The 24,073-nt window shown below is 70.7% G+C and carries 24 protein-coding genes; 18 read left to right on the forward strand and 6 right to left on the reverse strand.

The window, feature by feature from the left end; all coding sequences use genetic code 11:
• Window positions 1-169: 169 nt before the first annotated feature.
• The 3 genes from NOO62_RS22265 to NOO62_RS22275 all read left to right on the forward strand — a co-directional run bounded on the left by NOO62_RS22265 (window position 170) and on the right by NOO62_RS22275 (window position 4,847).
• Window positions 170-1,048, forward strand: a complete 879-nt coding sequence (locus tag NOO62_RS22265; RefSeq protein ID WP_268772655.1) for a nitrilase-related carbon-nitrogen hydrolase — start codon at window positions 170-172, stop codon at window positions 1,046-1,048.
• Window positions 1,049-1,169: 121 nt separating this feature from the next.
• Window positions 1,170-2,360 carry a DUF2786 domain-containing protein gene (locus NOO62_RS22270; protein WP_268772656.1) on the forward strand — a complete coding sequence of 397 codons (1,191 nt, stop codon included), beginning with the start codon at window positions 1,170-1,172 and terminating at the stop codon, window positions 2,358-2,360.
• Between the two features lie 99 nt (window positions 2,361-2,459).
• Complete coding sequence (locus NOO62_RS22275; RefSeq protein ID WP_268772657.1) at window positions 2,460-4,847, forward strand: FUSC family protein; 2,388 nt, start codon at window positions 2,460-2,462, stop codon at window positions 4,845-4,847.
• Between the two features lie 46 nt (window positions 4,848-4,893).
• On the opposite strand, the gene NOO62_RS22280 is transcribed toward NOO62_RS22275, so the two are convergent.
• The 3 genes from NOO62_RS22280 to rpmB all read right to left on the reverse strand — a co-directional run bounded on the left by NOO62_RS22280 (window position 4,894) and on the right by rpmB (window position 6,100).
• On the reverse strand, window positions 4,894-5,391 hold the full coding sequence (locus NOO62_RS22280; protein WP_268772658.1) for a hypothetical protein: 498 nt from the start codon (window positions 5,389-5,391) through the stop codon (window positions 4,894-4,896).
• A 167-nt stretch (window positions 5,392-5,558) separates the two neighbouring features.
• Entirely contained in the window at window positions 5,559-5,864 is a 306-nt protein-coding gene (gene rpsN, locus NOO62_RS22285) for a 30S ribosomal protein S14 (protein ID WP_268772659.1), read from the reverse strand.
• Window positions 5,864-6,100 (reverse strand): 50S ribosomal protein L28, encoded by a 237-nt coding sequence (gene rpmB, locus NOO62_RS22290; protein WP_268772660.1) that lies wholly within the window; start codon window positions 6,098-6,100, stop codon window positions 5,864-5,866. Before rpmB ends, rpsN begins: the two co-directional genes overlap by 1 nt.
• 128 nt (window positions 6,101-6,228) lie before the next feature.
• On the opposite strand from rpmB, the gene rpmG reads away from it, so the two are divergent.
• From rpmG to NOO62_RS22315, 5 genes are all read left to right on the forward strand, one after another.
• Window positions 6,229-6,393, forward strand: coding sequence for a 50S ribosomal protein L33 (gene rpmG / locus NOO62_RS22295; RefSeq protein WP_268772661.1), 165 nt, complete (start codon window positions 6,229-6,231; stop codon window positions 6,391-6,393).
• 5 nt (window positions 6,394-6,398) lie between these two features.
• Window positions 6,399-6,662: a type B 50S ribosomal protein L31 gene (locus NOO62_RS22300; RefSeq protein WP_268772662.1), complete on the forward strand. Its 264-nt coding sequence runs from the start codon at window positions 6,399-6,401 to the stop codon at window positions 6,660-6,662.
• On the forward strand, window positions 6,662-7,828 hold the full coding sequence (locus tag NOO62_RS22305; protein WP_268772663.1) for a CobW family GTP-binding protein: 1,167 nt from the start codon (window positions 6,662-6,664) through the stop codon (window positions 7,826-7,828). The genes NOO62_RS22300 and NOO62_RS22305 overlap by 1 nt, the downstream gene beginning before the upstream one ends.
• 3 nt (window positions 7,829-7,831) lie before the next feature.
• On the forward strand, window positions 7,832-8,077 hold the full coding sequence (rpsR, locus tag NOO62_RS22310; RefSeq protein WP_268772664.1) for a 30S ribosomal protein S18: 246 nt from the start codon (window positions 7,832-7,834) through the stop codon (window positions 8,075-8,077).
• A 184-nt stretch (window positions 8,078-8,261) separates the two neighbouring features.
• Window positions 8,262-8,501, forward strand: a complete 240-nt coding sequence (locus NOO62_RS22315; RefSeq protein WP_223775964.1) for a DUF397 domain-containing protein — start codon at window positions 8,262-8,264, stop codon at window positions 8,499-8,501.
• A gap of 10 nt (window positions 8,502-8,511) precedes the next feature.
• Here the strand turns inward: NOO62_RS22315 and NOO62_RS22320 are convergent, their stop codons facing one another.
• Complete coding sequence (locus tag NOO62_RS22320) at window positions 8,512-9,000, reverse strand: ATP-binding protein (RefSeq protein ID WP_268772665.1); 489 nt, start codon at window positions 8,998-9,000, stop codon at window positions 8,512-8,514.
• A gap of 303 nt (window positions 9,001-9,303) precedes the next feature.
• Here NOO62_RS22320 and NOO62_RS22325 point away from each other — a divergent pair, with 303 nt between their 5' ends.
• The 7 genes from NOO62_RS22325 (at window position 9,304) to NOO62_RS22355 (ending at window position 15,820) form a co-directional block, all read left to right on the forward strand.
• On the forward strand, window positions 9,304-10,167 hold the full coding sequence (locus tag NOO62_RS22325; protein ID WP_150170547.1) for a helix-turn-helix domain-containing protein: 864 nt from the start codon (window positions 9,304-9,306) through the stop codon (window positions 10,165-10,167).
• A 77-nt stretch (window positions 10,168-10,244) separates the two neighbouring features.
• Window positions 10,245-11,702 carry an aldehyde dehydrogenase family protein gene (locus tag NOO62_RS22330; RefSeq protein ID WP_268772666.1) on the forward strand — a complete coding sequence of 486 codons (1,458 nt, stop codon included), beginning with the start codon at window positions 10,245-10,247 and terminating at the stop codon, window positions 11,700-11,702.
• A 153-nt stretch (window positions 11,703-11,855) separates the two neighbouring features.
• Entirely contained in the window at window positions 11,856-12,407 is a 552-nt protein-coding gene (locus tag NOO62_RS22335; RefSeq protein WP_268772667.1) for a DinB family protein, read from the forward strand.
• A gap of 53 nt (window positions 12,408-12,460) precedes the next feature.
• The gene (locus NOO62_RS22340) at window positions 12,461-13,102 is read left to right on the forward strand and encodes a PadR family transcriptional regulator (RefSeq protein ID WP_268772668.1); all 642 of its coding nucleotides are present in this window, start codon (window positions 12,461-12,463) and stop codon (window positions 13,100-13,102) included.
• A gap of 111 nt (window positions 13,103-13,213) precedes the next feature.
• Window positions 13,214-14,176 (forward strand): ATP-binding cassette domain-containing protein, encoded by a 963-nt coding sequence (locus NOO62_RS22345; protein WP_268772669.1) that lies wholly within the window; start codon window positions 13,214-13,216, stop codon window positions 14,174-14,176.
• Window positions 14,177-14,223: 47 nt separating this feature from the next.
• Window positions 14,224-14,973, forward strand: a complete 750-nt coding sequence (locus NOO62_RS22350; protein ID WP_268775724.1) for an ABC transporter permease — start codon at window positions 14,224-14,226, stop codon at window positions 14,971-14,973.
• An 88-nt stretch (window positions 14,974-15,061) separates the two neighbouring features.
• Window positions 15,062-15,820 carry a MerR family transcriptional regulator gene (locus NOO62_RS22355; RefSeq protein WP_268772670.1) on the forward strand — a complete coding sequence of 253 codons (759 nt, stop codon included), beginning with the start codon at window positions 15,062-15,064 and terminating at the stop codon, window positions 15,818-15,820.
• A 4-nt stretch (window positions 15,821-15,824) separates the two neighbouring features.
• Here NOO62_RS22355 and NOO62_RS22360 read toward each other — a convergent pair whose 3' ends face one another.
• A complete protein-coding gene (locus tag NOO62_RS22360; protein WP_268772671.1) occupies window positions 15,825-17,240 on the reverse strand; it encodes a B12-binding domain-containing radical SAM protein in 1,416 nt (471 codons plus the stop codon).
• A gap of 96 nt (window positions 17,241-17,336) precedes the next feature.
• Window positions 17,337-18,404 carry a MupA/Atu3671 family FMN-dependent luciferase-like monooxygenase gene (locus NOO62_RS22365; protein ID WP_268772672.1) on the reverse strand — a complete coding sequence of 356 codons (1,068 nt, stop codon included), beginning with the start codon at window positions 18,402-18,404 and terminating at the stop codon, window positions 17,337-17,339.
• 298 nt (window positions 18,405-18,702) lie between these two features.
• Between NOO62_RS22365 and NOO62_RS22370 the strand changes: the two genes are divergently transcribed.
• The 3 genes from NOO62_RS22370 to NOO62_RS22380 are packed head-to-tail and all read left to right on the forward strand — an operon-like array spanning window position 18,703 to window position 24,067.
• A complete protein-coding gene (locus NOO62_RS22370) occupies window positions 18,703-21,942 on the forward strand; it encodes a non-ribosomal peptide synthetase (RefSeq protein ID WP_268772673.1) in 3,240 nt (1,079 codons plus the stop codon).
• A 5-nt stretch (window positions 21,943-21,947) separates the two neighbouring features.
• The gene (locus NOO62_RS22375; RefSeq protein WP_268772674.1) at window positions 21,948-23,324 is read left to right on the forward strand and encodes a class I adenylate-forming enzyme family protein; all 1,377 of its coding nucleotides are present in this window, start codon (window positions 21,948-21,950) and stop codon (window positions 23,322-23,324) included.
• A complete protein-coding gene (locus tag NOO62_RS22380) occupies window positions 23,321-24,067 on the forward strand; it encodes an SDR family NAD(P)-dependent oxidoreductase (protein ID WP_268772675.1) in 747 nt (248 codons plus the stop codon). The genes NOO62_RS22375 and NOO62_RS22380 overlap by 4 nt, the downstream gene beginning before the upstream one ends.
• Window positions 24,068-24,073 lie beyond the last annotated feature (6 nt).

Here is a 24,073-nt window from a genome sequence, read left to right on the forward strand (position 1 = left end):
GAGTCTCGCACCCGCCACTGACATCGCCCGGGGGTTCGTCGGCCCTACCGGCCCCACCCGCCCTACCCGGCCCTACTCACGCGGGACGTCGCGGGGAGGGCGCCGGACCCCGCCCCCGTCCGGGGGACCTCCACGTGCGGCCCCCGAACCCCGCTGCGAAGCTCAACGCATGCGAGTCGCGCTGGCACAGACCGACTGCGCCCTGGGAGACGTCGGCCGGAACCTGGACACCGCACGGGACCACATCGCCCAGGCCGCGGCCCAGGGCGCGGACCTCGTCGTCTTCCCGGAGCTGAGCCTGCACGGCTACCACTTGGGCGGCCTGGAGAAGGACACGTCGATCACGACGGACGACCCGCGCGTGCTCACCCTCTCCGCCCCCGAAGACCCCGACGGCACCGAAGGCCCAGGAGGCTCACGCCGCCCCGACGTCCTCCTCGGCTTCCACGAGCACACCAGCCTGCGCGCGTACAACACCGCGGCGTACTACACGGGCGGCCGCCTCCTGCACGTACACCGGAAGCTGTACCTCCCCAACTACCTGGCGTGGGAGGAACGCAAGCACGTCAGCCCGGGGCAGCACCTGCGCGCGTACGACCTGCCCGGCGGGCACGGCCGCGCCGCCACGCTCATCTGCAACGACGCCTGGCAGCCCGTCCTGCCGTGGCTCGCCGTGCAGGACGGCGCCGAAGTCATCGTCGTACCGACGAACAGCGCGGCCAGCCTGGACCCGGAGGCGATGGACACCGGCCTGTACTGGGACACACTGCTCTCGTACACCGCCCGCATGCTCCAGTGCTGGGTCGTCTTCGTGAACCGCGTCGGCAACGAGAACGGCGCCTCCTTCTGGGGCGGCTCCCGCGTCGTCGACCCGCGCGGCACCGTCGTCGCGCAGGCGCCGAAGTGGGAGCCGGGACTGGTGACGGTCGACATCGACGTACACGAGGCACGCAGACAGCGCCGCGCCGTACCGCTCGTCGCCGAGGCGCGGCTCGGCATGGTGGACCGTGAGGTGCGGCGGCTCATCGACGAGGGCGGCGACAGCTGAAGCGCGGCGCGATGCGGCGCGGTGTGGTGTGGCAGCGCGGCGGCGCGCCAACTCATCCACAGCCTGTGGATGAGTTGGCCGCGGGGGGAAGCGGGCAAGGCCGCGCCCCTACCCTTGTCCCATGGATTCGGTGATCGACAGAGCGTTCGCGGCGGCGCTGTACGGCGACGGTGACGACGGTCTGGACACCGGCGCGTCCCTCCTCGCGGCCGCCCCCGACACGGACGCCGACCTGCGCCGACGCGGCGAGGAGTACCTGCACCGGGCCTGGCGGCACGGCTGGCAGCCCGCCGACGTGGTCCGCCTGGTCCGCCGCGACCTGGACGACCCGCACGTACGTCTCACCGCGGACCTCATCCGCACGGAGACCGCCCGCTACGCCCACCTGCCGCCCCGCTGGCCCGCCCAGCTCGCCGACCTCGGGCCGGACGGAGAGTCCGCCCGCGACCGGGACAAGGGCCGGGACCGCTTCACCCGCGCCACCGTGCACCTCCAGCTGTACCGGCTTCTCCTGCGCCTCCCCCCGATCGAACCGGTGGGCCCGCCGCCCGGCGACAGCGTCCCGGGGCCGGTCCACGGCGAGCCGCGCACGCTCACCCGTATCCGCGCGCTGCTCGCCAAGGCGGAGGCGACCGGCTATCCGGAGGAGGCGGAGGCGCTCACCGCCAAGGCGCAGGAGCTGATGGCGCGGCACTCGCTCGACGAGGCGCTGCTCGCCGCCCGCACCCACGCGAAGGACGTCCCGGCCGCGTGCCGGATCGGCGTGGACGCGCCGTACGAGACGGCGAAGGCGATCCTGCTCGACGCCGTGGCCGCCGCGAACCACTGCCGGGCGGTGTGGAACGAGGCGTACGGCTTCTCGACCGTCGTCGGTTTCGAAGCCGACCTGGAGTCGGTCGAACTCCTCCACACCTCCCTCCTCGTGCAGGGCACCGCCGCGATGGCCAAGGCGGAGGCGGGCCAGCGTGCCGCGGGCCGCAAGCGCACGAAAACGTTCCGGCAGTCCTTCCTGATGGCGTACGCGCACCGCATCGGCGGCCGGCTGGCGGAGGCGGGCGAGCACGCGGTGCGGGAGGCGGCGACCGGGGCGGCGACCGGGGCGGCGGGGGAGTCGCGGGACGTGTCGGCGCTGCTTCCCGTCCTGGCGGCACGCGACGTCGCCGTCACGGACCACGCGGAGCGGATGTTCCCGGAGACGTCCACGACGCGGGTACGGGGAGTGACGGACGCCGAGGGCTGGCATCACGGCACGGCAGCCGCCGACCGCGCGCACGTCACCCCGCGCGACCGGGGCCCGGCACTCCCCACCTGACTCCACCCCCCTGAACCCACCCCCTCTGAATCCACTCCCGGCGCTCGCGCCGTGAGGCAGGCGCCTCACGCTGCCCGATATGCCCCGTATCATCACAGAGTGACCTGGCTCCGCGCGCTGAAAGAGACAGCTCGCGCGGGCCTGACCGTCGAGCGCAAACGTCTGGAACCCCTCGTCGCCCTGCGCGGCGCCGCCGGCCTCGCCGTCGTCATCGGCCTCAGCCTGACGCTGTTCGGGCCCGCGGTGGCGGCGAGCTCCGCGTTCGGCGCGTTCCAGGCGGCCATCGCCACGTTTCAGCGCAGCTGGCGGCCCCGTCCGGAGCTGGCCCTGGCCTCCGGCACGAGCCTCGCCGTCTCCACCTTCCTCGGTTACCTCACCGGCTCCCACCTGCTCCTCTTCCTCGCCCTGCTCTGCCTGTGGACGTTCCTCGCGGGCCTGAGCTGGGCGGCGGGCCCCACGGTCGGCATCATCGCGTCGTCCAACGTGGCGATCATGCTGGTGACGGTCACGATCCCGACGTCGGTCGCCGCGGCGGCGGGGCACGCGGCGATGATGATCGTGGGCGGCTGTGTGCAGGCGGCGCTGGTGATCCTCTTTCCGGTACGCCGATGGGGCGCCCACAGGGATGCGCTGGCGGACGCGTTGGCGGCCGAGGCGGACTACGCGCGCCGGCTCCGCCACGATCCGGTGGCCGCGTTCGACCCCGAGCCCCTGATGGCGGCGCGCGACGCGGCGACGATCACCGCGCGCCAGGCCCGCACGCGCCCCGCCGAGCTGCACGGGGCGCGGGGCGTCGCCGAACGGATCCGCCCGGTCCTCGCCTCCCTCGCGGACCCGGCGGTGGGCGTCCCCGCGGAGGGCAAGGAGCGGGACCGGGTGCGGGAACTCCTGGGGGCGGCGGGCGCGGTCCTGGACGCGGCGGCGCGGGCGATCCGGCACGGGGACCCGGTCAAGATCCCCCCGGAGGCGCAGGCCGCGCTGCGGACGCCGGACACGGGGGCGATCCTCACGGGCCCGGCGTACCGCGCGGCGACCCGCCTGGGCGCGCTCCTGAAGGACGTCCTGGAAACAGCAGGCAACACGAACAGCCCCACCACGGAGCCGCCCTCGACGGAGCCGACCTCGACTGAGCCGAACTCGACTGAGCCAGCCCCGTCGAAGTCAGCCCCGTCGGGGCCAGCCCCGGAGGCGTCCGCTCCGGCGGAGACGGCCATGGCGGAGCCCACCTCGCCGGGTCCGGCCTCAACGGAGGCCATTCCAGCGGCGCCCAACCCAACACCGCCAGCCCCAGCGTCGCCTGCCTCGCGTGGTCAAGCCTCAACGGAGCCCACGCCAGCGGCACCCACCCCCACACCCCCCACCCCCCTCCTCCGCCCCACCCTCTTCGCGCTGGTGCCCGCCGCGGTGCGGGCCGTTCGGGGGGAGTTGCGGCATGAGTCGCCGGTCACCCGGCACGCCATCCGTGTCACCGCCGTGGCCGCCGCGGGGTATTTGTTCGGGCACTTGCTGCCTCTGGGGCACGGTTACTGGGCCCCCATGGCCTCGGTCATGGTGATGCGGCCCGACTTCTCCCAGACGTACTCCCGCGCGGTCGCCCGTTTCGGCGGCACCCTCGTCGGCGTCGCCCTCGCCACGGGGCTCGTCCAGCTGGCCCACCCCGGCACGGGGCTCTCCGCCGCGCTCGCCGTGCTCTGCGCCGGGATGATGTACCTGCTGATGCGTACCGGCCAGGTCGCGGCGCAGGCCTGCGTGGCCGCGTACGTCGTCTTCCTGCTCGGCATGGGTGGCCAGCAGTGGACGCAGACCGTCCCGGAGCGCGTCGTCCTGACCCTGCTCGGCGGCGTCCTCGCGATGATCGCGTACGCGCTCTACCCCGCCTGGGAGACCCCCCGCCTCCGTACCCGCCTCGCCGACTGGCTGGTCGCCGACGGCCGGTACGCCGCCGCCGTCGTCGACCGCTACGCCCACCCCGCGGGCAAGGCCTGCCCCGACGTCCGCGAAGCCCTGCTCGCCGCCCGTGACGCCCGCGTCGCCTGGCAGGAAGCCGTCGACCGGGCCAAGAACGAGCCGGTACGCCACCGCGGCCTCTCCCGCGCCGCGGCCGCCGACGCCGAGGAAGTACTCGCCCAACTGGGCCGCGTCGCCATGCTGATGGAGGCCCATCTGCCGGAGCGCGGCGACACCCCCGTCCCCGCGGCAGCCCGCCTCGCCGAGGCACTGCGCAAGTCGACGGAACAGGGCGCGAAGGCGCTGCGCGAACGCCGGGTGCCCAAGTGGGAGGCGGTCCGCACCGCACTGGAGGAGTGGGACGGCGAGGGTGTCCCCGACCGCGTGGTCCGCCGGGGCGCGGGCCTGCTCCTGGAGACCCTCGACGAACTGTCCGACGCCCTGGACACCACACCCCCGCCGATGCTGGTCGACGGCACGGCCACGAAGCGCCCGGACGCCGACGGGCCGCGGAACCCGGAGGGTCCCGCGGCCCGCTGAAGGCCCTGCGTCAGGAGGGCGCGTAACCCATACCGACCCCGCAGGACTACGGCATCCCCGCCGTCGGCAGACCCTCAGGCAGCTTGCCGCCCTCCGTCTTCAGGAACTCGTCCGTGCCCGCGCCTTCCCAGGCGACCTTCATCGACTTGCCGTTCACGGACTCGACACGTCCCGCCGTACGGTCCCCGTTGCCCTTCGGGCACTTGAGGGTGAGCGTCTGCGAGCCCGCCCCGCCGTCCGCGGTGCCGTTGCACAGCACGTCCTCGCCGAGGAGCGTCACGGTCTTCCCGGTGACCGCCAGGACGAGCGGCTTCCCGCCGGACGTGGCAATCCACGAACCTTCCAGGCTTCCGCCCTCGGAACCCGAGCCACCGGACCCGGCCGAGCCGTCGGTCGAGCCGTCGGTCGAGCCGCCGGACGAGCTGCCGGACGAGCTGCCGTTCTTCTTGCCACCGCCGCCACCGGTACCACCACCCCCGCCCCCATCCCCGCCCCCACCACTCCCGCACCCGCTCAGCACCAGCGCGGCCGCAAGCCCCGCCACCGCCGTACCGGGAACCCGGAGAACTCGGAGAACTCGGAGAACCCGGGGAACTCGGGGAATCCGGAGAACCTGGACACTACGGACGTACGTACGCACTTGAACTCCCCCTGGCCGAGGCCGCGTTGTGCCGGGCGGTCACGACCGGTCCGGCCGAATCGCGCGCCAAGCTACCAGGACGACTTGCGCACCCCGGGGAGGAATCCGGCGTGCGCTTGCTCACGCAGCTTCACCCTCGACAGCCCGAACGCCCCGACGTATCCGCGCGGGCGCCCGTCGACGCTGTCCCGGTTCCGTACCCGCGTCGCACTCGCGTCCCGCGGCTGGCGCGCCAACTCCGCCCGCGCCGAACGCCGTTCCGCGTCACCCGTTCCCGGCTTCCGGATGATCTCCTTCAGCTCCGCACGCCGCGCGGCGTACCGCGCGACGATCGCGCGCCGCTGCTCGTTCTTCGCGATCTTGCTCTTCTTGGCCATCAGATCCTCACCCCGCGCGCACGGATCCTGGCGACGGCGGCCTCGACTCCGATGCGGTCGACGGTCTTGATCCCCTTCGTGCTGAGCCGCAGCCGCACGTACCGGCCCTCGCTCGGCAGCCAGTACCGCTTGCGCTGGACGTTGGGGTCGAAGCGGCGGGACGTACGCCGATGGGAGTGGGAGATGTTGTTGCCGAAGCGGGGTTCCGCTCCGGTCAGCTGGCAGTGGGCGGACAAGGTGACGCACCTCTCGGTCGGGTCGGGTCGTGACGTCGGACAGGACCCCGTTTTGGGGTCGCAGGACCCCGTTGTGGAGTCACAGGATCCCCTGTTGAAAACGAGAGTCATTTTCATATACTAGCCCCATGGCACGCAATGAACTCCGCCCCGTCGTCAAGCTCCGCTCGACGGCAGGGACCGGCTACACGTACGTCACCCGTAAGAACCGGCGGAACGACCCAGACCGCCTCACCATCCGCAAGTACGACCCCATGGCCCGCCGCCACCTCGACTTCCGAGAGGAGCGCTGACCGTCATGCGCAAGGACATCCACCCCCCGTACGGCCCCGTCGTCTTCCGCGACAAGGCCGCCGGATTCGCCTTCCTCACCCGCTCTACGGCGGCGGGCAGCGAGACCGCCACCGGCGGCAGGACGATCGAGTGGGAGGACGGCCGTACCTACCCCGTCATCGACGTCGAGGTCTCGTCCGCCAGCCACCCCTTCTACACGGGCACGTCCCGCGTGCTGGACACGGCGGGCCGCGTCGAGCGCTTCGAGCGCCGGTTCGGCAAGAGCTGATGGCGCCCACGGACCCGCCGCGCCGCATGGACGTCGTGATCGTCGGCGGTCTGCACGCGGTCGCCCGCAAGGCGGCCGTCGACGAACTCCTCGCCACCGTCCCGGACAGCGTGGCCCTCCATCACGACCTGTCGACCGCGGTGGGCGGCACCGTCGTCCGCACGGTGCGCGACACCACCGGCGTGCTCTCCACCGGCGACGCGCCCCTGGTCAACGACTGCGCGTGCTGTGCGCTCCGCGAGGACCTGATGCCCGAGCTCGACCGCCTCGCGGACGCGGGCCTCACCCGGCTCGCGGTCGTCGAGCTGTGGGACTCGGTCGAGCCCAAGGCGATGGCCGAGGTCGTCGCCGCGCACGCCGGTGACGCCCTCGTCCTCAGCGGTGTCGTCACCGCCGTCGACCCGGCGCTGCTCCTGCCCTGCCTCAGCAACGGCGACGACCTCATGGACGCCGGACTCGCCGCCGCCCCGAACGATCAGCGCACCGTCGCCGACACCTGGGCGCGACAGCTGGAGTACGCACCGGTGCTCGCCGTGGCGGACGGCGACGACACCGGACCCGCCGACGACGAGGACCGGGCGCTGCTGGCCCAGCTCCACCCGACGGCACACCAGGTGCCGGTCGGGCGGGGCGAGCTGGCCGCGGCCGCGCTCGCCGGGTTCGATGTCGAGTCCGCCGCCGCGGCGCAGCACCCCGCCTGCGCGCTGCTGCCGGCCGAGGCCGACGCGTGCGGAGTCGCGACCTTCGTATGGCGCAGGGAACGGCCGTTCCACCCGGAGCGGCTGTACGACGCCCTGGAGGACCTGACCTGCGCCGCCGCCCGCAGCCGGGGCCGGTTCTGGCTGGCCGACCACCCGGACACGCTGCTCGGGTGGGACGCGGCGGGCGGCGCGCTCTGCGTCGAGAGCGCCGGGCCGTGGCTGGCCTCGCTGCCGGACGCCGCGTGGGAGATGGTCCCGCCGGTGCGGCGCGCGGCCGCCGCCCTCGACTGGCACCCGGAGCACGGCGACCGCTGCAACCACCTGGTGTTCACCTCGCCGGGCCTGGACCGCGACGGACTCGAAGAGGTCCTGGAGTCCTGCCTGCTGACGGACGAGGAGTACGCCGCCGGGCGCGACGCCTGGAAACACCTGCCCCCCGCCTTCGACACTCTCCTGGAGGTCTGACCCTTGTCCCCGCGCAAGTCCGCCGCCCGCCCGCTCAAGCCGAAGCCCAACCCTCTGGACGCCGCCGGCGTCACGTACATCGACTACAAGGACACCGATCTGCTCCGGAGGTTCCTCTCGGACCGCGGCAAGATCCGCAGCCGTCGCGTCACGCGCGTGTCGGCGCGGCAGCAGCGGCGCATCGCCGCGGCGATCAAGAACGCCCGCGAGATGGCGCTGCTGCCGTACGGAGCGGGAGGGAACAGATAGGGCGCGGTTTGCGTCTCTTCCCAGGACGAGGTGCCGAGAGGGCTTTCAACGCTGTAATCAAGGGAACACCCCGCGTGCACGTGCATCTGCCCATGCATCCGCATGTGAACACAGCTATGATCCGGGACAGTTGACCACTGCATCTAGAGCCACTCACGGCACCGCACCACCCGGGGAGCGACCTGTGCACCACGCGTTTAACGGCATGGCGGCCACGGAGCTTCACGGCGTCGTCTGGCAGAAGAGCAGGCACAGTAACTCGCAGGGCTCGTGCGTGGAGTTCGCGAAACTGCCGGGCGGCGACGTCGCCGTGCGCAACTCGCGGTTCCCGGACGGCCCGGCGCTCGTCTACACGCGCGCCGAGATCGAGGCGATGCTGCTGGGGATGAAGGACGGGGAGTTCGACCACCTGATAGGCGGTTGACCCACCCCCCTCAGCGCAGGCTGAACAGTGCCCAGACCACCTTGCCGCGCAGCGCGCCCGCGAGCGGGTGCCAGCCCCAGCTGTCGCTGAACGAGTCCACGAGGAACAGGCCCCGCCCGGACTCCGAGGAGAAGTCGTCGTCCGTGTCGCGCGCGACCGGACTCTCGTCGCTGGGGTCGCGCACCGCGCACACGAGCCGCGTCGCCCAGTGCATCAGGTGCAGCCGCACCGGCGGTTCCTGGGGATCGCGCGGGGTGTCGGCGGGCAGTGCGTGGCGCAGCGCGTTGGTGACGAGTTCGGAGACGACCAGCGCGATGTCGTCGAACCGCTCGTCGAGGTCCCACTGGCCCAGCGTCTTACGGGTGAACTGCCGGGCGCTGCCCACTGCTTCGTAGCGGGCGGGGAGGGCGACGGACGCCGCGTCCGAGACGGCGGAGGGGTCGATCGGAGGTAGCCCCTGCCTTAACGGCTCGAGCATGGTCGATCCATTCGTCCCCATGCGAGGCACTCCCCGGTTTCGCGGTACGTAGCGATGGAGCGGTGGCGCGGTCGGTCGCCGATGGTGCGGTCGGTACAGCGGTGGCGCGCGGACCATGGTTCCGAATGCGCACAGCAGATGCAAGGGCAGATGCACGTGCACGCGCCGGACTTGGTCGTTCCCGTGCCACTTCTTGCCCATTTCTTCCCACGACTTCTTGTGGAGACCTTTCGGACCGTTTCTGTTTCTGTAACCGGACGTGTACGGCCCGGAGCGTTTAATGGCAGACTGCTGGCTTCCAGTCGATCGGGAGGATTGAGCGAAGTGACCGCAGGGGAGTCGAGCGGCTCGGTGGTACGGCGCATCCTGCTGGGCTCGCAGCTGAGGCGGCTCAGGGAATCCCGCGGCATCACGCGCGAAGCGGCCGGGTACTCCATCCGCGCCTCCGAATCGAAGATCAGCCGCATGGAGTTGGGACGGGTGAGCTTCAAGTCCAGGGACGTCGAGGACCTTCTGACGCTCTACGGCGTCACCGACGACGCCGAGCGCGGCGCGCTGCTCTCGCTCGCCAAAGAGGCCAACCTCACGGGCTGGTGGCACAGTTACTCGGACGTCCTGCCCGGCTGGTTCCAGACATATATCGGCCTTGAGGGCGCGGCCTCGCTCATCCGCGTCTACGAAGTCCAGTTCGTGAACGGCCTGTTGCAGACCGAGGCGTACGCGCACGCGGTCGTCGCCCGAGGCATGAAGGGCGCGAGCCGGGCCGAGATCGACCGCCGCGTCGCCCTGCGCCTCGAACGCCAGAAACTCCTCACCTCCGAGCACGCGCCCCGCTTCCACTGCGTACTGGACGAGGCCGCGCTCCGTCGGCCGTACGGCGACCGTGAGGTGATGAGGGGCCAGATCCAGCACCTCATCGAGATCTCCGAGCGCCCCAACGTCACCCTCCAGGTCATGCCGTTCAGCTTCGGCGGGCACGCGGGCGAGAGCGGCGCCTTCACCATGCTGAGCTTCCCGGAGTCCGACCTCTCCGACGTCGTGTACGTGGAACAGCTCACCGGCGCCCTCTACCTCGACAAGGCGGAGGAAGTCGCCCAGTACGAGCGCGTGGTCGCGCAGCTGCAGAAGGACAGCCCCGATCCGGTCGGAAGCCGGGATCTTCTCCGTGGTCTGCTCCAACTCACCTGAAACATAAGTACTATGACGTGAGATCAGGTGTCTGCTTCCGTTTGCGGCCGTCTGCTGCCGCGGCAAGGGGTCCGCTCATGTCCTTCTTCACCGACCTGGCTCACCAGTACATCGACGGGGAGTGGAAGGCCGGGTCGGGTTCCTGGGACATCATCGACTTCAATCCGTACGACGGGGAGAAGCTGGCGTCCATCACCGTCGCCACGGCGGACGAGGTCGACCAGGCGTACCGCGCGGCCGAGCGGGCACAGCGGGACTGGGCCGATACGAACCCCTACGCGCGCCGTGCCGTGTTCGAGCGCGCCCTGCGGATCATCGAGGACCGCGAGGAGGAGATCAGCGAGGCGATCGTCGCCGAACTGGGCGGCACCCGCCTCAAGGCCGCCTTCGAGCTCCACCTCACCAAGGAGTTCCTGCGCGAGGCGGTCCATCTCGCGCTGCGCCCCGAGGGCCGCGTCCTGCCCTCCCCGGACGAGGGCAAGGAAAACCGTCTCTACCGCGTCCCGGTCGGTGTGGTGGGAGTCATCAGCCCCTTCAACTTCCCGTTCCTCCTGTCGATCAAGAGCGTCGCGCCCGCCCTCGCCCTCGGCAACGCCGTGGTGCTCAAGCCGCACCAGAACGCCCCGGTGCTGGGCGGCGCCCTGGTCGCGAAGGTCTTCGAGGACGCGGGCCTGCCGGCCGGACTGCTCAACGTGGTGATCACGGACATAGCCGAGATAGGCGACGCCTTCCTCGAGAACACCGTGCCGAGCGTCATCTCCTTCACCGGCTCGGACCGCGTGGGCCGCCACGTCGCCACGGTCTGCGCCTCGCACTTCAAGCGCTCGATCCTGGAGATGGGCGGCAACAGCGCGCTGATCGTCCTGGACGACGCCGACATCGACTACGCGGTGGACGCGGCGGTCTTCAGCCGTTTCGTGCACCAGGGCCAGGTCTGCATGGCCGCCAACCGCATCCTCGTGGACCGGTCCGTGCAGGCGGAGTTCACCGAGAAGTTCGTCGACAAGGTCGCGAGCCTGAAGGTCGGCGACCCGTCCGACCCCGCCACTCACATCGGCCCGCTCATCAACTCCTCGCAGGCGGACGCCGTCACCGCCGTCGTCGAGCAGGCCGTCGCGGCCGGCGCGAAGGCGCTGCTGCACGGGCGCACCGACGGCAACCTGGTCGCCCCCTCGGTCCTGACCGACCTCCCCGACGGCTCCCCGGTCCTCACCCAGGAGATCTTCGGCCCCGTCGCCCTGCTGCTGCCCTTCGACGGCGAGGACGAGGCGGTCCGCATCGCCAACGACACCCCGTACGGCCTGAGCGGCGCCGTGCACACCGCCGACACGGAGCGCGGCGTACGCATCGCCAAGCGCGTCAGGACCGGCATGATCCACGTGAACGACGGCACCGTGCACGACGAGCCGATCGTGCCGTTCGGCGGCGAGAAGAGCAGTGGCCTGGGGCGGCTGAACGGCGAGTCGACGGTGGACGCGTTCACCACGCAGAAGTGGATCTCGGTGCAGCACGGCAGGTCGCGCTTCCCGTTCTGACCCCCCTCGTTGTTTTGGAGCCTTGCGGAGCCTCCCGGAGCCTTGCGGACAGAACCTGACCGCAAGGCTCCGTAGCGTCTGTGGTGTCGAGAAGCCCGGCGGGAACGCCCGGCGGAACAGCCCGTGACAGCGGGCCGGAGAGAGGCGGACACCATGGTCACCCACGTCAGCGCGGAAGCACACGGCGACGAGCGCGGCGCCCTCATCGCCTTCGTGGAGGCCCAGCGCGGCGGTGTCCGCCGCTCGGTCATCGGCCTCACCGACGAGCGGGCGAGGACCCGCCCGAGCGCCAGCGAGCTGACGCTCGGCGGTCTCGTGAAGCACGTCGCGGAGGTGGAGCTCAACTGGCTCCGCATGGCGCAGGGCAAGCCCAACGAGAAGGCCCGCACGCAGGAGACGTGGGGCGACGGCTTCGTCCTGGCGGAGGGTGAGACGCTCGCGGAGACGCTGGCGTTCTGGGACGGGGTCGCCCGCGAGACGGAGGCGTTCATCCGTGAGGTGCCGAGCCTGGACGACACCTTCCCGCTGCCCGAGGCGCCGTGGTTCCCGAAGGACGGCGCCGTGTCGATGCGCTGGCTGATGCTGCACCTGGTCGAGGAGATCGGGCGGCACGCGGGCCACGCCGACATCGTCCGCGAGTCCTTGGACGGGAAGACGGCCTTCGAGCTGGTGGCACTTGAACAGGGCTACCCTAGTCAAAGTTGAAGACCGGGGGCGGGGGCGAACGGGTCCGGGGGCTGAACGAAAGGGCGCGGTACATGTCGGCGATCCGGCTGCTGGTGATGGGGGCCGTGCGCCAGCACGGCCGCGCCCACGGCTATCAGGTCCGCAACGACCTGGAGTACTGGGGCGCCCACGAGTGGTCCAACGCCAAGCCGGGGTCGATCTACCACGCCCTGAAGCAGCTGGCGAAGCAAGGGCTGCTGCGCGCGCACGAGATCGCGCCCTCCACGGCCGGCGGCCCGCCGCGCACGGAGTACGAGATGACGGAGCAGGGAACGGAGGAATACCTCTCCCTCCTCCGTGAGTCCCTGACGACGTACGACCAGCGGCCCGACATCCTCACGGCGGCGCTCGGCCTCATGGTCGACCTGCCGCGCGAGGAGGTCGTGGGCCTCCTCAAGGAGCGGGTGCGGCGCATCGAGGAGTGGCGGACCTCCGTCACCGAGTACTACACGCCGGAGGAAGGGCCCGAACAGCTGGGCCACATCGGCGAGATCATGAACTACTGGGTGCACTCGGCCGACACGGGCGCGGAGTGGACTCAGAGCCTCATCGCGCGCGTGGAGGGCGGCGCGTACACCTTCGCGGGGGAGGGCGACCCCTTTGTGGGCGTGCTCGCGGACGGTGAGGAGAACCCGTTCGCGTCGGGGGACCGGCACGCTGGGGACGATCACTAATCAAGTTTGACGAATGAGGGCGCCTCCGCTATCTTCGTCCATCTAGTCAAGTTTGACTAAGGCTTTTTCTGTGGGTTCAGCGGGGTTCAGTGGGGTTCGGAGAGGAGTCGGATGCCGGACGCGATCGTCGTCGAAGGTGCGCACAAGACGTACGGGCAGCGGGGCAAGGGGACCAAGGGAGCGGGGAAGAAGGCGCTGAACGGCCTCGATCTGCGGGTCGAGCGCGGCACGGTGCACGGCGTGCTCGGGCCGAACGGGGCGGGCAAGACCACGGCGGTGCGGATGCTCGCCACCCTCCTGCGGCCGGACGAGGGGCGCGTCGAGGTCGCGGGGCACGACGTGCGGCGCAGGCCCGACGAGGTGCGCAGGCGCATCGGGCTGCTCGGCCAGCACGCGGCGGTCGACGAGGAGCTGAGCGGTCGGCAGAACCTGGACATGTTCGGGCGGCTCCACCACCTGGGCGCCCGCCACGCGCGCGTGCGGGCCGACGAGCTCCTGGAGAGGTTCGGGCTCGCGGAGACCGGGCGCAAGGCCGTCAAGCAGTACAGCGGCGGCATGCGGCGCCGTCTGGACCTCGCGGCGTCCCTCGTCACCGACCCCGAGGTGCTCTTCCTGGACGAGCCGACCACGGGCCTCGATCCGCGCGGCCGCGCCGAGGTGTGGGACTCGGTGCGCTCGCTGGTCGGCGGCGGCACCACCGTGCTCCTGACGACGCAGTACCTGGAGGAGGCGGACCAGCTGGCCCACCGCATGTCGGTGATCGACGAGGGGCGCGTCATCGCGGAGGGCACGGCGGACGACCTCAAGGCGAAGCTGGGCGGCGACCGCATCGACGTGGTGGTGCGTGACGCGGCCCAACTGGCCCGTGCGGCCGCCGTGCTGCCTCCCGGCGCCACGGTGGACGCGGACCGACGGATGGCCTCCGCGCCCGTCACGGACCGCATGGAGGCCCTCACGGCCGTCGTGCGGGGCCTGCGGGACGCCGGCATCGACGCGGAGGACGTGGCGCTGCGCAGGCCCACGCTGGACGAGGTCTTCCTGAGCCTGACGGACCGTACGAAGGAGACCGTGTGAGTACGCCGACCACGCCGACGATCCGGGCCGTGACCGACTCCTGGACCATGACGCGGCGCGAACTCGCCCACTGGGCGCGGCAGCCCGTGCAGGTCCTGGTGGGACTCGTCTTCCCGGTCATGATGCTGCTGATGTTCACCTACCTGATCGGCGGCGGGAAGGGCATCGCGGGGGAGTACGCCGAGTTCCTCGTGCCCGGCATGTTCGCGCTGACGATGGTCTTCGGGCTCGACGCGACGATGGTCGCGGTCACCCAGGACCTCAACAAGGGCGTGATCGACCGGTTCCGCTCCATGCCGATGGCCAACGGCGCGGTCCTGGTGGGGCGGTCCGTCGCCGACATGCTCCAGTCGTTCGTCTCGCTCCTGGTCATGATGGGCGTCGGACTCGCGGTCGGCTGGCGCTGGCACGGCTCGCCCGGGGCGGTCGTCGGGGCCGTCGGGCTGCTGCTGATGCTGCGGTTCGCGATGCTGTGGCTCGGCATCCACCTGGCGATGGTCGCGGGCAGGCCGGAGCTGGTGGTGACCGTGCAGATCCTGGTGTGGCCGGTCGGGTTCCTCTCCAACGCCTTCACGGTCCCGGAGAACATGCCGGGCTGGCTGGGCGCGCTGGTCGAGTGGAACCCGCTGTCGGCGACGGCCACGGCCGTCCGTGATCTCTTCGGCAACGACCCGGGGGTGGTGGGCACGTCCTGGGCGGCGGAACACGCGGGGCTTCTGGCGGTGCTGTGGCCCGTGGTGCTCGTGGGGGTATTCCTGCCGTTGGCGGTCCGCAGGTTCACGGCGCTGAGCAGGTAGCTCGGGCCGCCCGGCTTCCGTACTTGCACCTCACGCGACGTGAGGACAGAGGCTGATCCGCGTACCGAGAAGAAGAAGGGCGGACGCCATGAGCTACTCCGTGGGACAGGTCGCCGCTTTCGCCGGAGTGACCGTGCGCACGCTGCACCACTACGACGAGATCGGCCTGCTGGTGCCCGGCGGGCGCAGCCACGCGGGTCACCGGCGCTACGGCGACGACGACCTCGACCGGCTGCAGCAGATCCTGTTCTACAGGGAGCTCGGTTTCCCCCTCGACGAGGTGGCGGCCCTCCTGGACGACCCGGACACGGACCCACGGGTCCACCTGCGCCGTCAGCACGAACTGCTGACCGCGCGGATCCACCGGCTCCAGGAGATGGCCGCCGCCGTCGAGACCGCCATGGAGGCGAAGAAGATGGGCATCAACCTCACGCCCGAGGAGAAGTTCGAGGTCTTCGGAGACCACGATCCCGACCAGTACGCCGAGGAGGTCGAGCAGCGCTGGGGCGACACGGACGCCTACCGCGAGGCGCAGCGCAAGTCCGCCTCGTACACCAAGGACGACTGGAAGCGGATCAACGACGAGTTCGACGCGGTCCACGCGCGCGTGGGCGAGCTGCTCGGCCGCGGCGTGCCCGCCGACTCCGTGGAGGCCATGGAAGCGGCGGAGGAGCACCGCCGCTTCATCACGGAGAACCACTACACGTGCTCGCACGAGATGCACACCAGTCTCGGCGAGATGTACGTGGCCGACGAGCGCTTCACGGCCTTCTACGAAGACATCAGGCCCGGCCTCGCGGTGTACCTGCGGGACGCGATCCTCGCGAACGCGGCCCGCAACGCGTGAGGCCTCAGCCCGCCCTCCAGAACTCGCCGTACGCCCGGTGCTGCGACGGCGCGTGGTCGAAGGTGAGGGCGGGCGCCCGGCCCATGGCCTGTGCGAGCATCCCGACACCCTCGACGAAGATGTCGTACACCTCCTCGCTCGTCGCGTGCTTGGTGTCGACGACCGGCGGCAGCTCCTCGTTGTACAGGTCGTACTGGCGGTGCAGGAGCTTCATGCCGTAGCGCTCGGGGTGGTCGAACATCGGCGTGCCGGGGTACGGCACGAACAGCGAGAGGTAGGAGGCGTAGAGCAGCCCGCGGTCGATGAGCGAACACGCCCAGTCGATGGTGCGGCGCATGTCGTCCGGCTTCTCGTTGGGCAGGCCCATGATGAGGTACGAGCAGGTCGGCAGCCCCGCGTCGCGCAGCCGGGCGAGTGTCTCCTCCAGGGGGTCCAGCTTGGTGTGCTGCTTGAAGGCGTGCTGCGTGTCGGCGCTGGCCGACTCCAGGCCGATCTCCATCCAGCGGCAGCCGCTGTCGTAGAGAGCCTTGGGCAGCCGGGTGTCGCGCAGGCAGTTGAGGCGGGTCTGCGCGTCGTAGGTGATGGTCCCGTCGCGTTCCAGGGCCGAGCAGATGTCCAGGGTGCGCTGGGTGTTGGCGGTGAAGGTCTCGTCGCCGAAGTAGACGTGGTGGTGCTTGCCGAACTGCTCCCGGTAGGCCGCCACTTCGGCCAGGACCCGGTCGGGGGAGAAGTACATCGGCTTGCGGCCGATCGTCTGGATGGTGCAGAAGTCGCAGGTGAAGGGGCAGCCCAGCGCGTAGTTCTGCCGGATGTAGCGGAGGTCCTGGCCGGTGTCCTTCGGGAAGATGTCGACCTTGGGGAAGGGGATGTCCTCGACCGGGATGTACGGGTGGAGCTTGGAGACCGCCAGCTCTCCGCCGGGCGTCTCGTACGCGAGGTTGCGCAGGGCGGACAGGTCGCCGCCGTCGCGCAGGGCCAGCAGCAGCTCGGGCAGCGCGTACTCGCCGCGGTCGCGGACCACGTAGTCGACGGCCGGGTGGCGGGCCACCTCCTCGTACAGCGGGGTCGCCACCACACCGCCGAAGATCGTTCGGGCGCGCGGGTGGATCTCCTTGACCATCTCCGCGATGCGCAGCGCCTGCGGCAGGTTGATGGTCATGGGCGAGAAGAGGTAGACGTCCGCCGGGTGACGCGTCAGGCGGTCGTGGATCCGGGGCTCGTCGATGCCGTCGATGATCGCGCAGTCGCCGTAGAAGTCGAGCGCTTCCATGGAGTCGAAGCCCGCCTGCTCGATGACGGCGGCGAGCCAGGGCACCCAGTGCGGCAGCTCCCAGAGGATCTTGCGCATGGGCTGCACGTTCGGGTGCGCGGCGATGTAGCGGCTGTCGAAGTTGGTCCAGTAGTCCCCCCTGTTGTTCACGTTCCGCAAGGGAATGGGGGTGTGGATAAACGCTATGTGCATGATGCTCCCGTTACTGGTGGGGTGCAGGACGCGGTCACCCGGCCCAGCAGGTGGTCATCCCGCTGCGTCCGCCGCATCGCTGGTGCCACATGCGTCGCGCAGGTGCTGGAGATGCGTGAGGCCCGAGAGGACCTCGTCCGTCGGCAGTCCGAAGTCGACGAGACAGGCGACCTCGTCCACGCCGAGTTCCGTGAGGCGCCGGACGGCTTCCCGGGCCTTGTCGACCGAGCCGAGCAGCCCGATGTTGTCGAAGTAGTGCTCGAACGACCGCTCGACCAGGAAATCGATCTCGTCCGGGTCGAGGCTTCCAGGACCGTCGGAGCCGGAGCCGGTGTCCGAGGCCAGAATGAGGTTGAGCGAGCTGCGCATGTAGGCGGAGAGTGACGGCCTGACGAGCTCGCGGACGGCTTCGTTGTCGTCGCCGAGGAACGTGTGCACCATCACCACGACGTGACCGGGCCGTCCGTCGGGGTTCGCCTCGGCGGCGGCCTCCCGGTACGCGGCGATCTTCTCGGCCAGTTGCTCCGGCGTCTGCCCGAGCAGATGGGTCAGAAGACCGGCGCCGATCCGGCCCGCGCTGCGGAAGGTCTCGATGTCGCCCACGCTGGTGATCCACACCGGCAGTTCGGCCTGCACCGGGGGAGGGAAGGACCGCACCTCGGCCGGGTTTCCCAGCCCGTCCGTGACCTTGATCGCCTCTCCGCGCCACAGCGCCCGCACCTGCTCGATCCGCTCGTACATCTCGGTCCGGCGGTCCCCGTACGTCGACGGGTTGAGTGCGAAGTCGGTAGCGTGCCATCCGGAGGCGAAGGACACCCCGACGCGGCCGCGCGAGATGTTGTCCACGACCGACCATTCCTCGGCGATCCGCACCGGATGGTGCAGCGGTGCCACCACGCTGCCGGCCCGGATCTTGACACGGCTGGTGACCGCGGCAACGGCCGCACCGGTCACCGAGGGGTTCGGATAGGTACCTCCGAATTGGTGGAAATGGCGTTCCGGGGTCCACACGGCGTGGAATCCGTGCTCATCCGCGAAGCGGGCGCCCTCGAGAAGCAGCCGGTACCGGTCGTCCTCTGTGGTGCCGCTGTCGTTGGCGAAATAGAAAAGGCTGAAATCCATGGTGATCGCTCCCCTCGCCGATCAGTGTGGAGTATCGGCACAGATTCGCGGAAGCATCAATTGATGGTGGAGCACGATGTCGGTCCGGTCTGTCCCGCCGGCGAGACAAGAAGCCGCGGCGGAGAGGCGTGGAGAAGCCTTCGGTACGTCGCTCGCTCCGGTGACCAGCGGGTAGTGTCCGTTAACAGTCCACACGTAGACATGGCCGATCGCTTGGAGGGCTTTCATGCCTCGAACGCATCACGCGAATTACCAGAATTTGGGTGGTGACGGTCTTTCGGCCAAGGGTATTTCGCGTGTGATTCCCGCCTCTTCCGCGCAGCGCAGGATGTACTTCGCGTCGATGATGCGGCCGGACAGCTCGGCCGACGTGTGGGGGACTGTCCTTGTCGTCGAGGGTGAACTTGCGGTAGAGCGACTCGAACGCGCGGTGGACGTGCTGCGCCGCAGGCACGAGACGCTGCGCACCACTTTCCTCGAGCGTGCCGGTGAGGTTCTGCAGGTCGTGCACGAATCGGACGCCGTGCACGACGCGGAACGGGATTCCGTGCGGCGGGCTCCGGTCGACGTCGTGGAGGCCCCGGGAAACGCTCCCGGAGAGCGCCGCGCATGGGCGGAAAAAGAGGCCCGAAGGCTGATCGAGCTGCCGTTCGACATCGCTTCGGGGCCGCTCTGGCGGATGAGTGTCATAAGGGTTGCGCCTGGGATGCAACTGGTGGCCCTGGCGTTTCATCACATCATCATCGACGAAGTCTCCGCGCAGGTTTTCGCCGGAGAACTCCGCCTTGCCTACGCCGACCCGGACGCGCCCGCCCTGACGGTTCCGGCCGCGCAGTACGCCGACTTCTGCCTGGCCGAGAACAAGCCCGACGAGGACCGTGCGGGACTGGAGTACTGGCTCGACCAGTTGGCGGACATTCCCTCGAATCGATTCCCCGAGGACGGCGGGGAGAATCCGGGAAAGGCCATCGGCGCACGGCTTCCGATCGCGCTGCCGGACGGTGTGACGGAAGAATTCGAACGGTTCTGCAAGGACCGGTCGATCACTCCGTTCACCGGCATGCTCGCGGTGTACTTCATTCTCCTCCAGCGCTGGGCGGGAACGAATGACATCACGGTCGGCACGCAGGTGTTCAGCCGCCCGAACTCGGCACTCTTCGGCTCGATCGGGTTCTTCGCCAACACGGTGGTGCTGCGCTCGCAGGCGGCCCCCGCCCTGACCTTCGACGAGTACCTCGACCGTGTACGGGAGACGGTGCACGGCGCACTCGCCTACCAGGACGTGCCGTTCGAGGCGGTGGTGGACGCGGTCGCCCCGCATCGCGACGCCGACCGCAACCCCCTTTTCCAGGTCGCGATCAGCTACGCCTCGCTCGACCCCAGCGACGTCTGGGTGCTGGACGGCCTCCAGGTTTCGACCTTGCCCGAGCCCACGGAGCTGTCGGGGCTCCAGTTCGACCTGACGCTGGACGTCCAGCGCATGGCGGGCGAAACCACGCTCACCGTCGAGTACGACCGCCGGCGGTTCTCCGAAGCGGCCATGCGGCAGTTCGCCGCCGCGTACGGACATGTGCTGCGCACCCTCGTCCGGACGCCCGGTGTCCCGATCGGAGACATCCCCGTCCACGACGCGGCCACGCGCGCGCAGACGCTTGCACTCGGCGCCGGTGACGAAGCGAAGCAGGGCCGTACCGGCACCGGACACACCTCGGTGTGGGACCTCTTCGAGCGGACCGCCGCCGCCACACCCCGACTCCAGGCGGTCGGCGCGGCAGGCGAACGGCTGACCTTCGCCGAACTGGCCGACCGCGCCCGTACGTTGGCCGCCGGTCTGCGGGCCCGTGGCGTGCGGACCGGCACCATGGTGGGAATCTGCCTGCCCCGGCAGGGCGACCTGATCGTCACGATGCTCGCCACCTGGTGCGCGGGTGGAGCGTTCCTGCTGCTCGACCGGCAGCAGCCCGAACAGCGCCGCCGCATGCTCCTGCAAGAGGCGGGCGTCTCCCTGGTGGTCGCGGACGAGCCCTTCTCCGACGTGGAGACGGTCTCGGCGGCCGTGCTCCGGGCGGACGCGGCCCGGCTCGCGGAGGAGGCCCCGGCCCCCGGCGGCGCCCCCGCCGACGTCTTCGCCACCCTTCCGCGTCCGGGTGCCGCCCCGGCCTACGTGGTCTTCACATCGGGTTCCACCGGAAAGCCGAAGGGCGTGATCGTCGACCAGGAGAGCCTGGTCGCGCTCGCCACCACCCAGCAGGCGCCGATGTACGCGCAGTTGCCCGAGGGCCGTCAGGTGAACATCGGCGCACTGAGCGCCGTCACCTTCGACGTGTTCATCAACCACTGCCTCGGCATGATGGTCTTCGGGCACCGGCTGCTGCTGCTCGACGAAGAAGAGCGCATGGACCCGCTGCGACTGCTCGCCCGCGGATCGGATCCCGATACCGCGATCGACGTGCTCGACTGCAACAGCAGCCAGATGGAGATGCTCGTCGACGCCGGTCTCCTGGACAGGCCGTACCCACCGAAGATCGTCACGTTCGGCGGCGAGAACACGTCCGACCGGCTCTGGCGGCGCCTGCGCGACCAGCCCGGGCTGCTCGCGTTCAGCCTGTACGGCCTCACCGAGTGCACCGTCGACTCGACCTCCACGGAGATCCGCGGACTCGAGCACCAGGTGTCCGGGCGCGCGGTCGGCACGACCCGGATCTACATCGTCGACGACCAGCTCCAGTTGCTGCCGCCCCTGTTCGTCGGGGAGATCTGCATCGGCGGACTGGGAGTGGCCCAGGGGTACGTGGGACAGCCCGCGTACACCAGCGAGCGCTTCATCGCCGACCCGTTCAGCGGCGTCCCCGGACAGCGCATGTACCGCACCGGCGACAAGGGCCGGCTGCGTGCCGACGGGCAGCTGGAGTTCTGGGGCCGCGTCGACGACCAGGTCAAGGTCCGCGGCCTGCGGGTCGAGCCCGGTGAGGTGGAGAACGCGCTGCTCGCGCACCCGGCCATCGTCCGTGCCGCCGTCTTCGCGACGGACGCGGGCACCCCCATGGCGCGACTGGTGGCCTACGTCGTACCCGACGGGAACGGCCGGGACGGTCTGACCCCCGCCGCGGTACGGGAGTTCCTGCGCGGCAGGCTCCCCGCCGCGCTGCTCCCCGACCGGGTGGGCATCTTCGACGAGTTCCCGATCACGCCCAACGGCAAGCTGGACCGCAAGGCGCTGTCCGACAGCGGTCCGTCGGGCACCGAGCCGGACGCGGGCCGGGACGTCACGGTCCCCGCCGACCCGCGCGAACGCACGCTCTGCGAGATCGTGGCCGAGGTCGTCGGCGTACCGCAGGTGGGACTCGACGCCAACTTCTTCGACCTGGGCGGCAATTCGCTGCTCGCCATGACGCTCATCGGCCGCGTACGCGCCGTCCTGGGCTGCGAGCTGCGGATCCGAACCGTCTTCGAGGCGCGGACGATCGCCGACATCGCGGCGCGGTTGGGCGCCGCCGACAGCGCGCCCAGGCCCGCGCTGCGCAGGCGAGGGAAGTGAACACCATGACAAGCGGGGAAGGCACCATGGACTGGCTGCTGTCACAACTCCAGGACCGGGGCGACGCGGAGGCGATGGCCGGGCACGGCGGCAGCGTCACGTGCGCGCGGCTCGCCGAGCGGACCACCGGCTGGCTGGCCGAGCTCGACCGGCTCGGGGTGGCCGGGGGCGAGACCGTGGCGATCGTCGGGAGCCCGTCGCCGGCCACGGTCGCGCTCTTCATGGCGATCGCCGTCCGGGGCGGGGTCGTGGTTCCCTTCGCCCCCACCGATCCGCCGGAGGAACAGCGGACGCGCCGGATCGCGACGGCACACGCGACCAGGGTCATCGAGTTCGACGGTCCTGACGACTGGACCTTCCGGACGGTCCAGGCACCGGACGAGCCACGGCCCGCCCTCCTGACGAAGCTCGCCGGAGCGGGAGAGGCAGGCCTCCTGCTGTTCTCCTCGGGGTCGACGGGCGAGAGCAAGGCGGCGCTCCTGTCGCTGCCGCGGCTGCTCGGCGGATTCCGTGCGTCGCCCCGCCCGCGGCGAACGCTGCAGTTCATGGCGCTCGACCACATCGGCGGAGTCAATACGCTGTTCCGCACGCTCCTCGGCGGCGGCACGGTGGTCACCGAACCGCGGCGCACCCCGAAGCACGCGTGCGCGGCCATCGAGCAACACCGCGTCCAGGTGCTGCCGACCACACCGACCTTCCTCAACATGCTGCTGCTCTCCGGGGCCCACCGCGACCACGACCTGTCCTCGCTCGAACTGGTCACCTACGGCACCGAGCCGATGCGTGAGGTCACCCTCGCGCAAGCGGCCAAGGCGTTCCCCGGCGTGCGGTTCAAGCAGACGTACGGCCTCACCGAGACCGGCATCCTGCCCACCCGGTCCGCGGCGTCGGACTCGCTGCGGATGGACGTCGGAGGCCACGGGTTCACCACGGACGTGCGCGACGGCGTGCTCTGGATCAAGTCGCCGAGCAGCATGCTCGGTTACCTCAACGCGCCGAGCCCGTTCGACGAGGACGGCTGGCTCGACACCGGCGACGCGGTCGAGGTGGCCGACGACGGCACGCTCCGTGTACTCGGGCGGCTCTCGGCGCTGATCAACGTCGGCGGCGAGAAGGTCTCCCCCACGGAGGTCGAGAACGTACTGCTGCGGGCCCCCGACGTCGGGGACGTCATCGTGAGCGGCCGCCCGAACGCCGTCACGGGAGAGATCGTCGTCGCCGCGGTCGAGGCGACAGGGACGGAGGAGCCGCAGGCGCTGAGCAGGCGGCTGCGCCGGTTCTGCGCCGAGCACCTCCCGCCCCACAAGGTCCCGGCCGTCATCACCGTCTCGGACGTGCCGCTGCACGGCGAGCGCTTCAAGCGAAAGGGAGGTGCGGTGTGAGCGGCACCGTGGATCCGCGTCCGGTGGCGGTCGTCAGCGGCGGCAGCCGCGGCCTGGGCCTCGCGCTGGTGACGGACTTCCTGCGGCGCGGCTACCGGGTCGAGACCTTCAGCCGTACCGAGTCCGCCGAACTGGCCGCGCTGCGGGAGTCGGCGGGCCCGGACGCGTTGTTCTGGTCCGCGGTCGACGGCACGGACGCCGACGCGGTCGAGGAGTTCGTCCGCACGGCCGTGCGCCGCCACCGCCGCATCGACGTGCTGGTGAACAACGCCGCCGTCGGGCTCGAAGGCCTGCTGACGCTGACCGCCCCGGCGGCCATCGACGCCGCGCTGCGGACCAACGTGGCGCTGCCCGTGCTGCTCGCCCGTGCCTGTCTCAAGCCCATGCTCGCCCGCCGCGACGGCGTGGTGATCAACCTGTCGTCGATCAACGCGCTGCGCGGACAGACCGGTGTGGCCGTGTACGGCGCGGCGAAGGCCGCCCTCGACGGGCTGACCCGAGGCCTGGCCCGTGAGGTCGGCCCCGCGGGAGTCCGGGTGGTCAGCGTCGCCCCCGGCTACTTCGAGAGCGAGATGACCGCGGGGATCAGCGCGGACCAGCGCCGCCGCATCGTGCGCCGCACACCACTGGGCCGACTCGGCTCGACGGAGGACGTGCTGGGCGTCATCCGGTTCCTCACCTCGCCCGCGGCGAGCTTCATCACCGGCCAGACCATCACCGTCGACGGTGGCTACACCTGCTGAACCCCG

The organism is Streptomyces sp. Je 1-369, assembly GCF_026810505.1.
GTDB lineage: Bacteria > Actinomycetota > Actinomycetes > Streptomycetales > Streptomycetaceae > Streptomyces.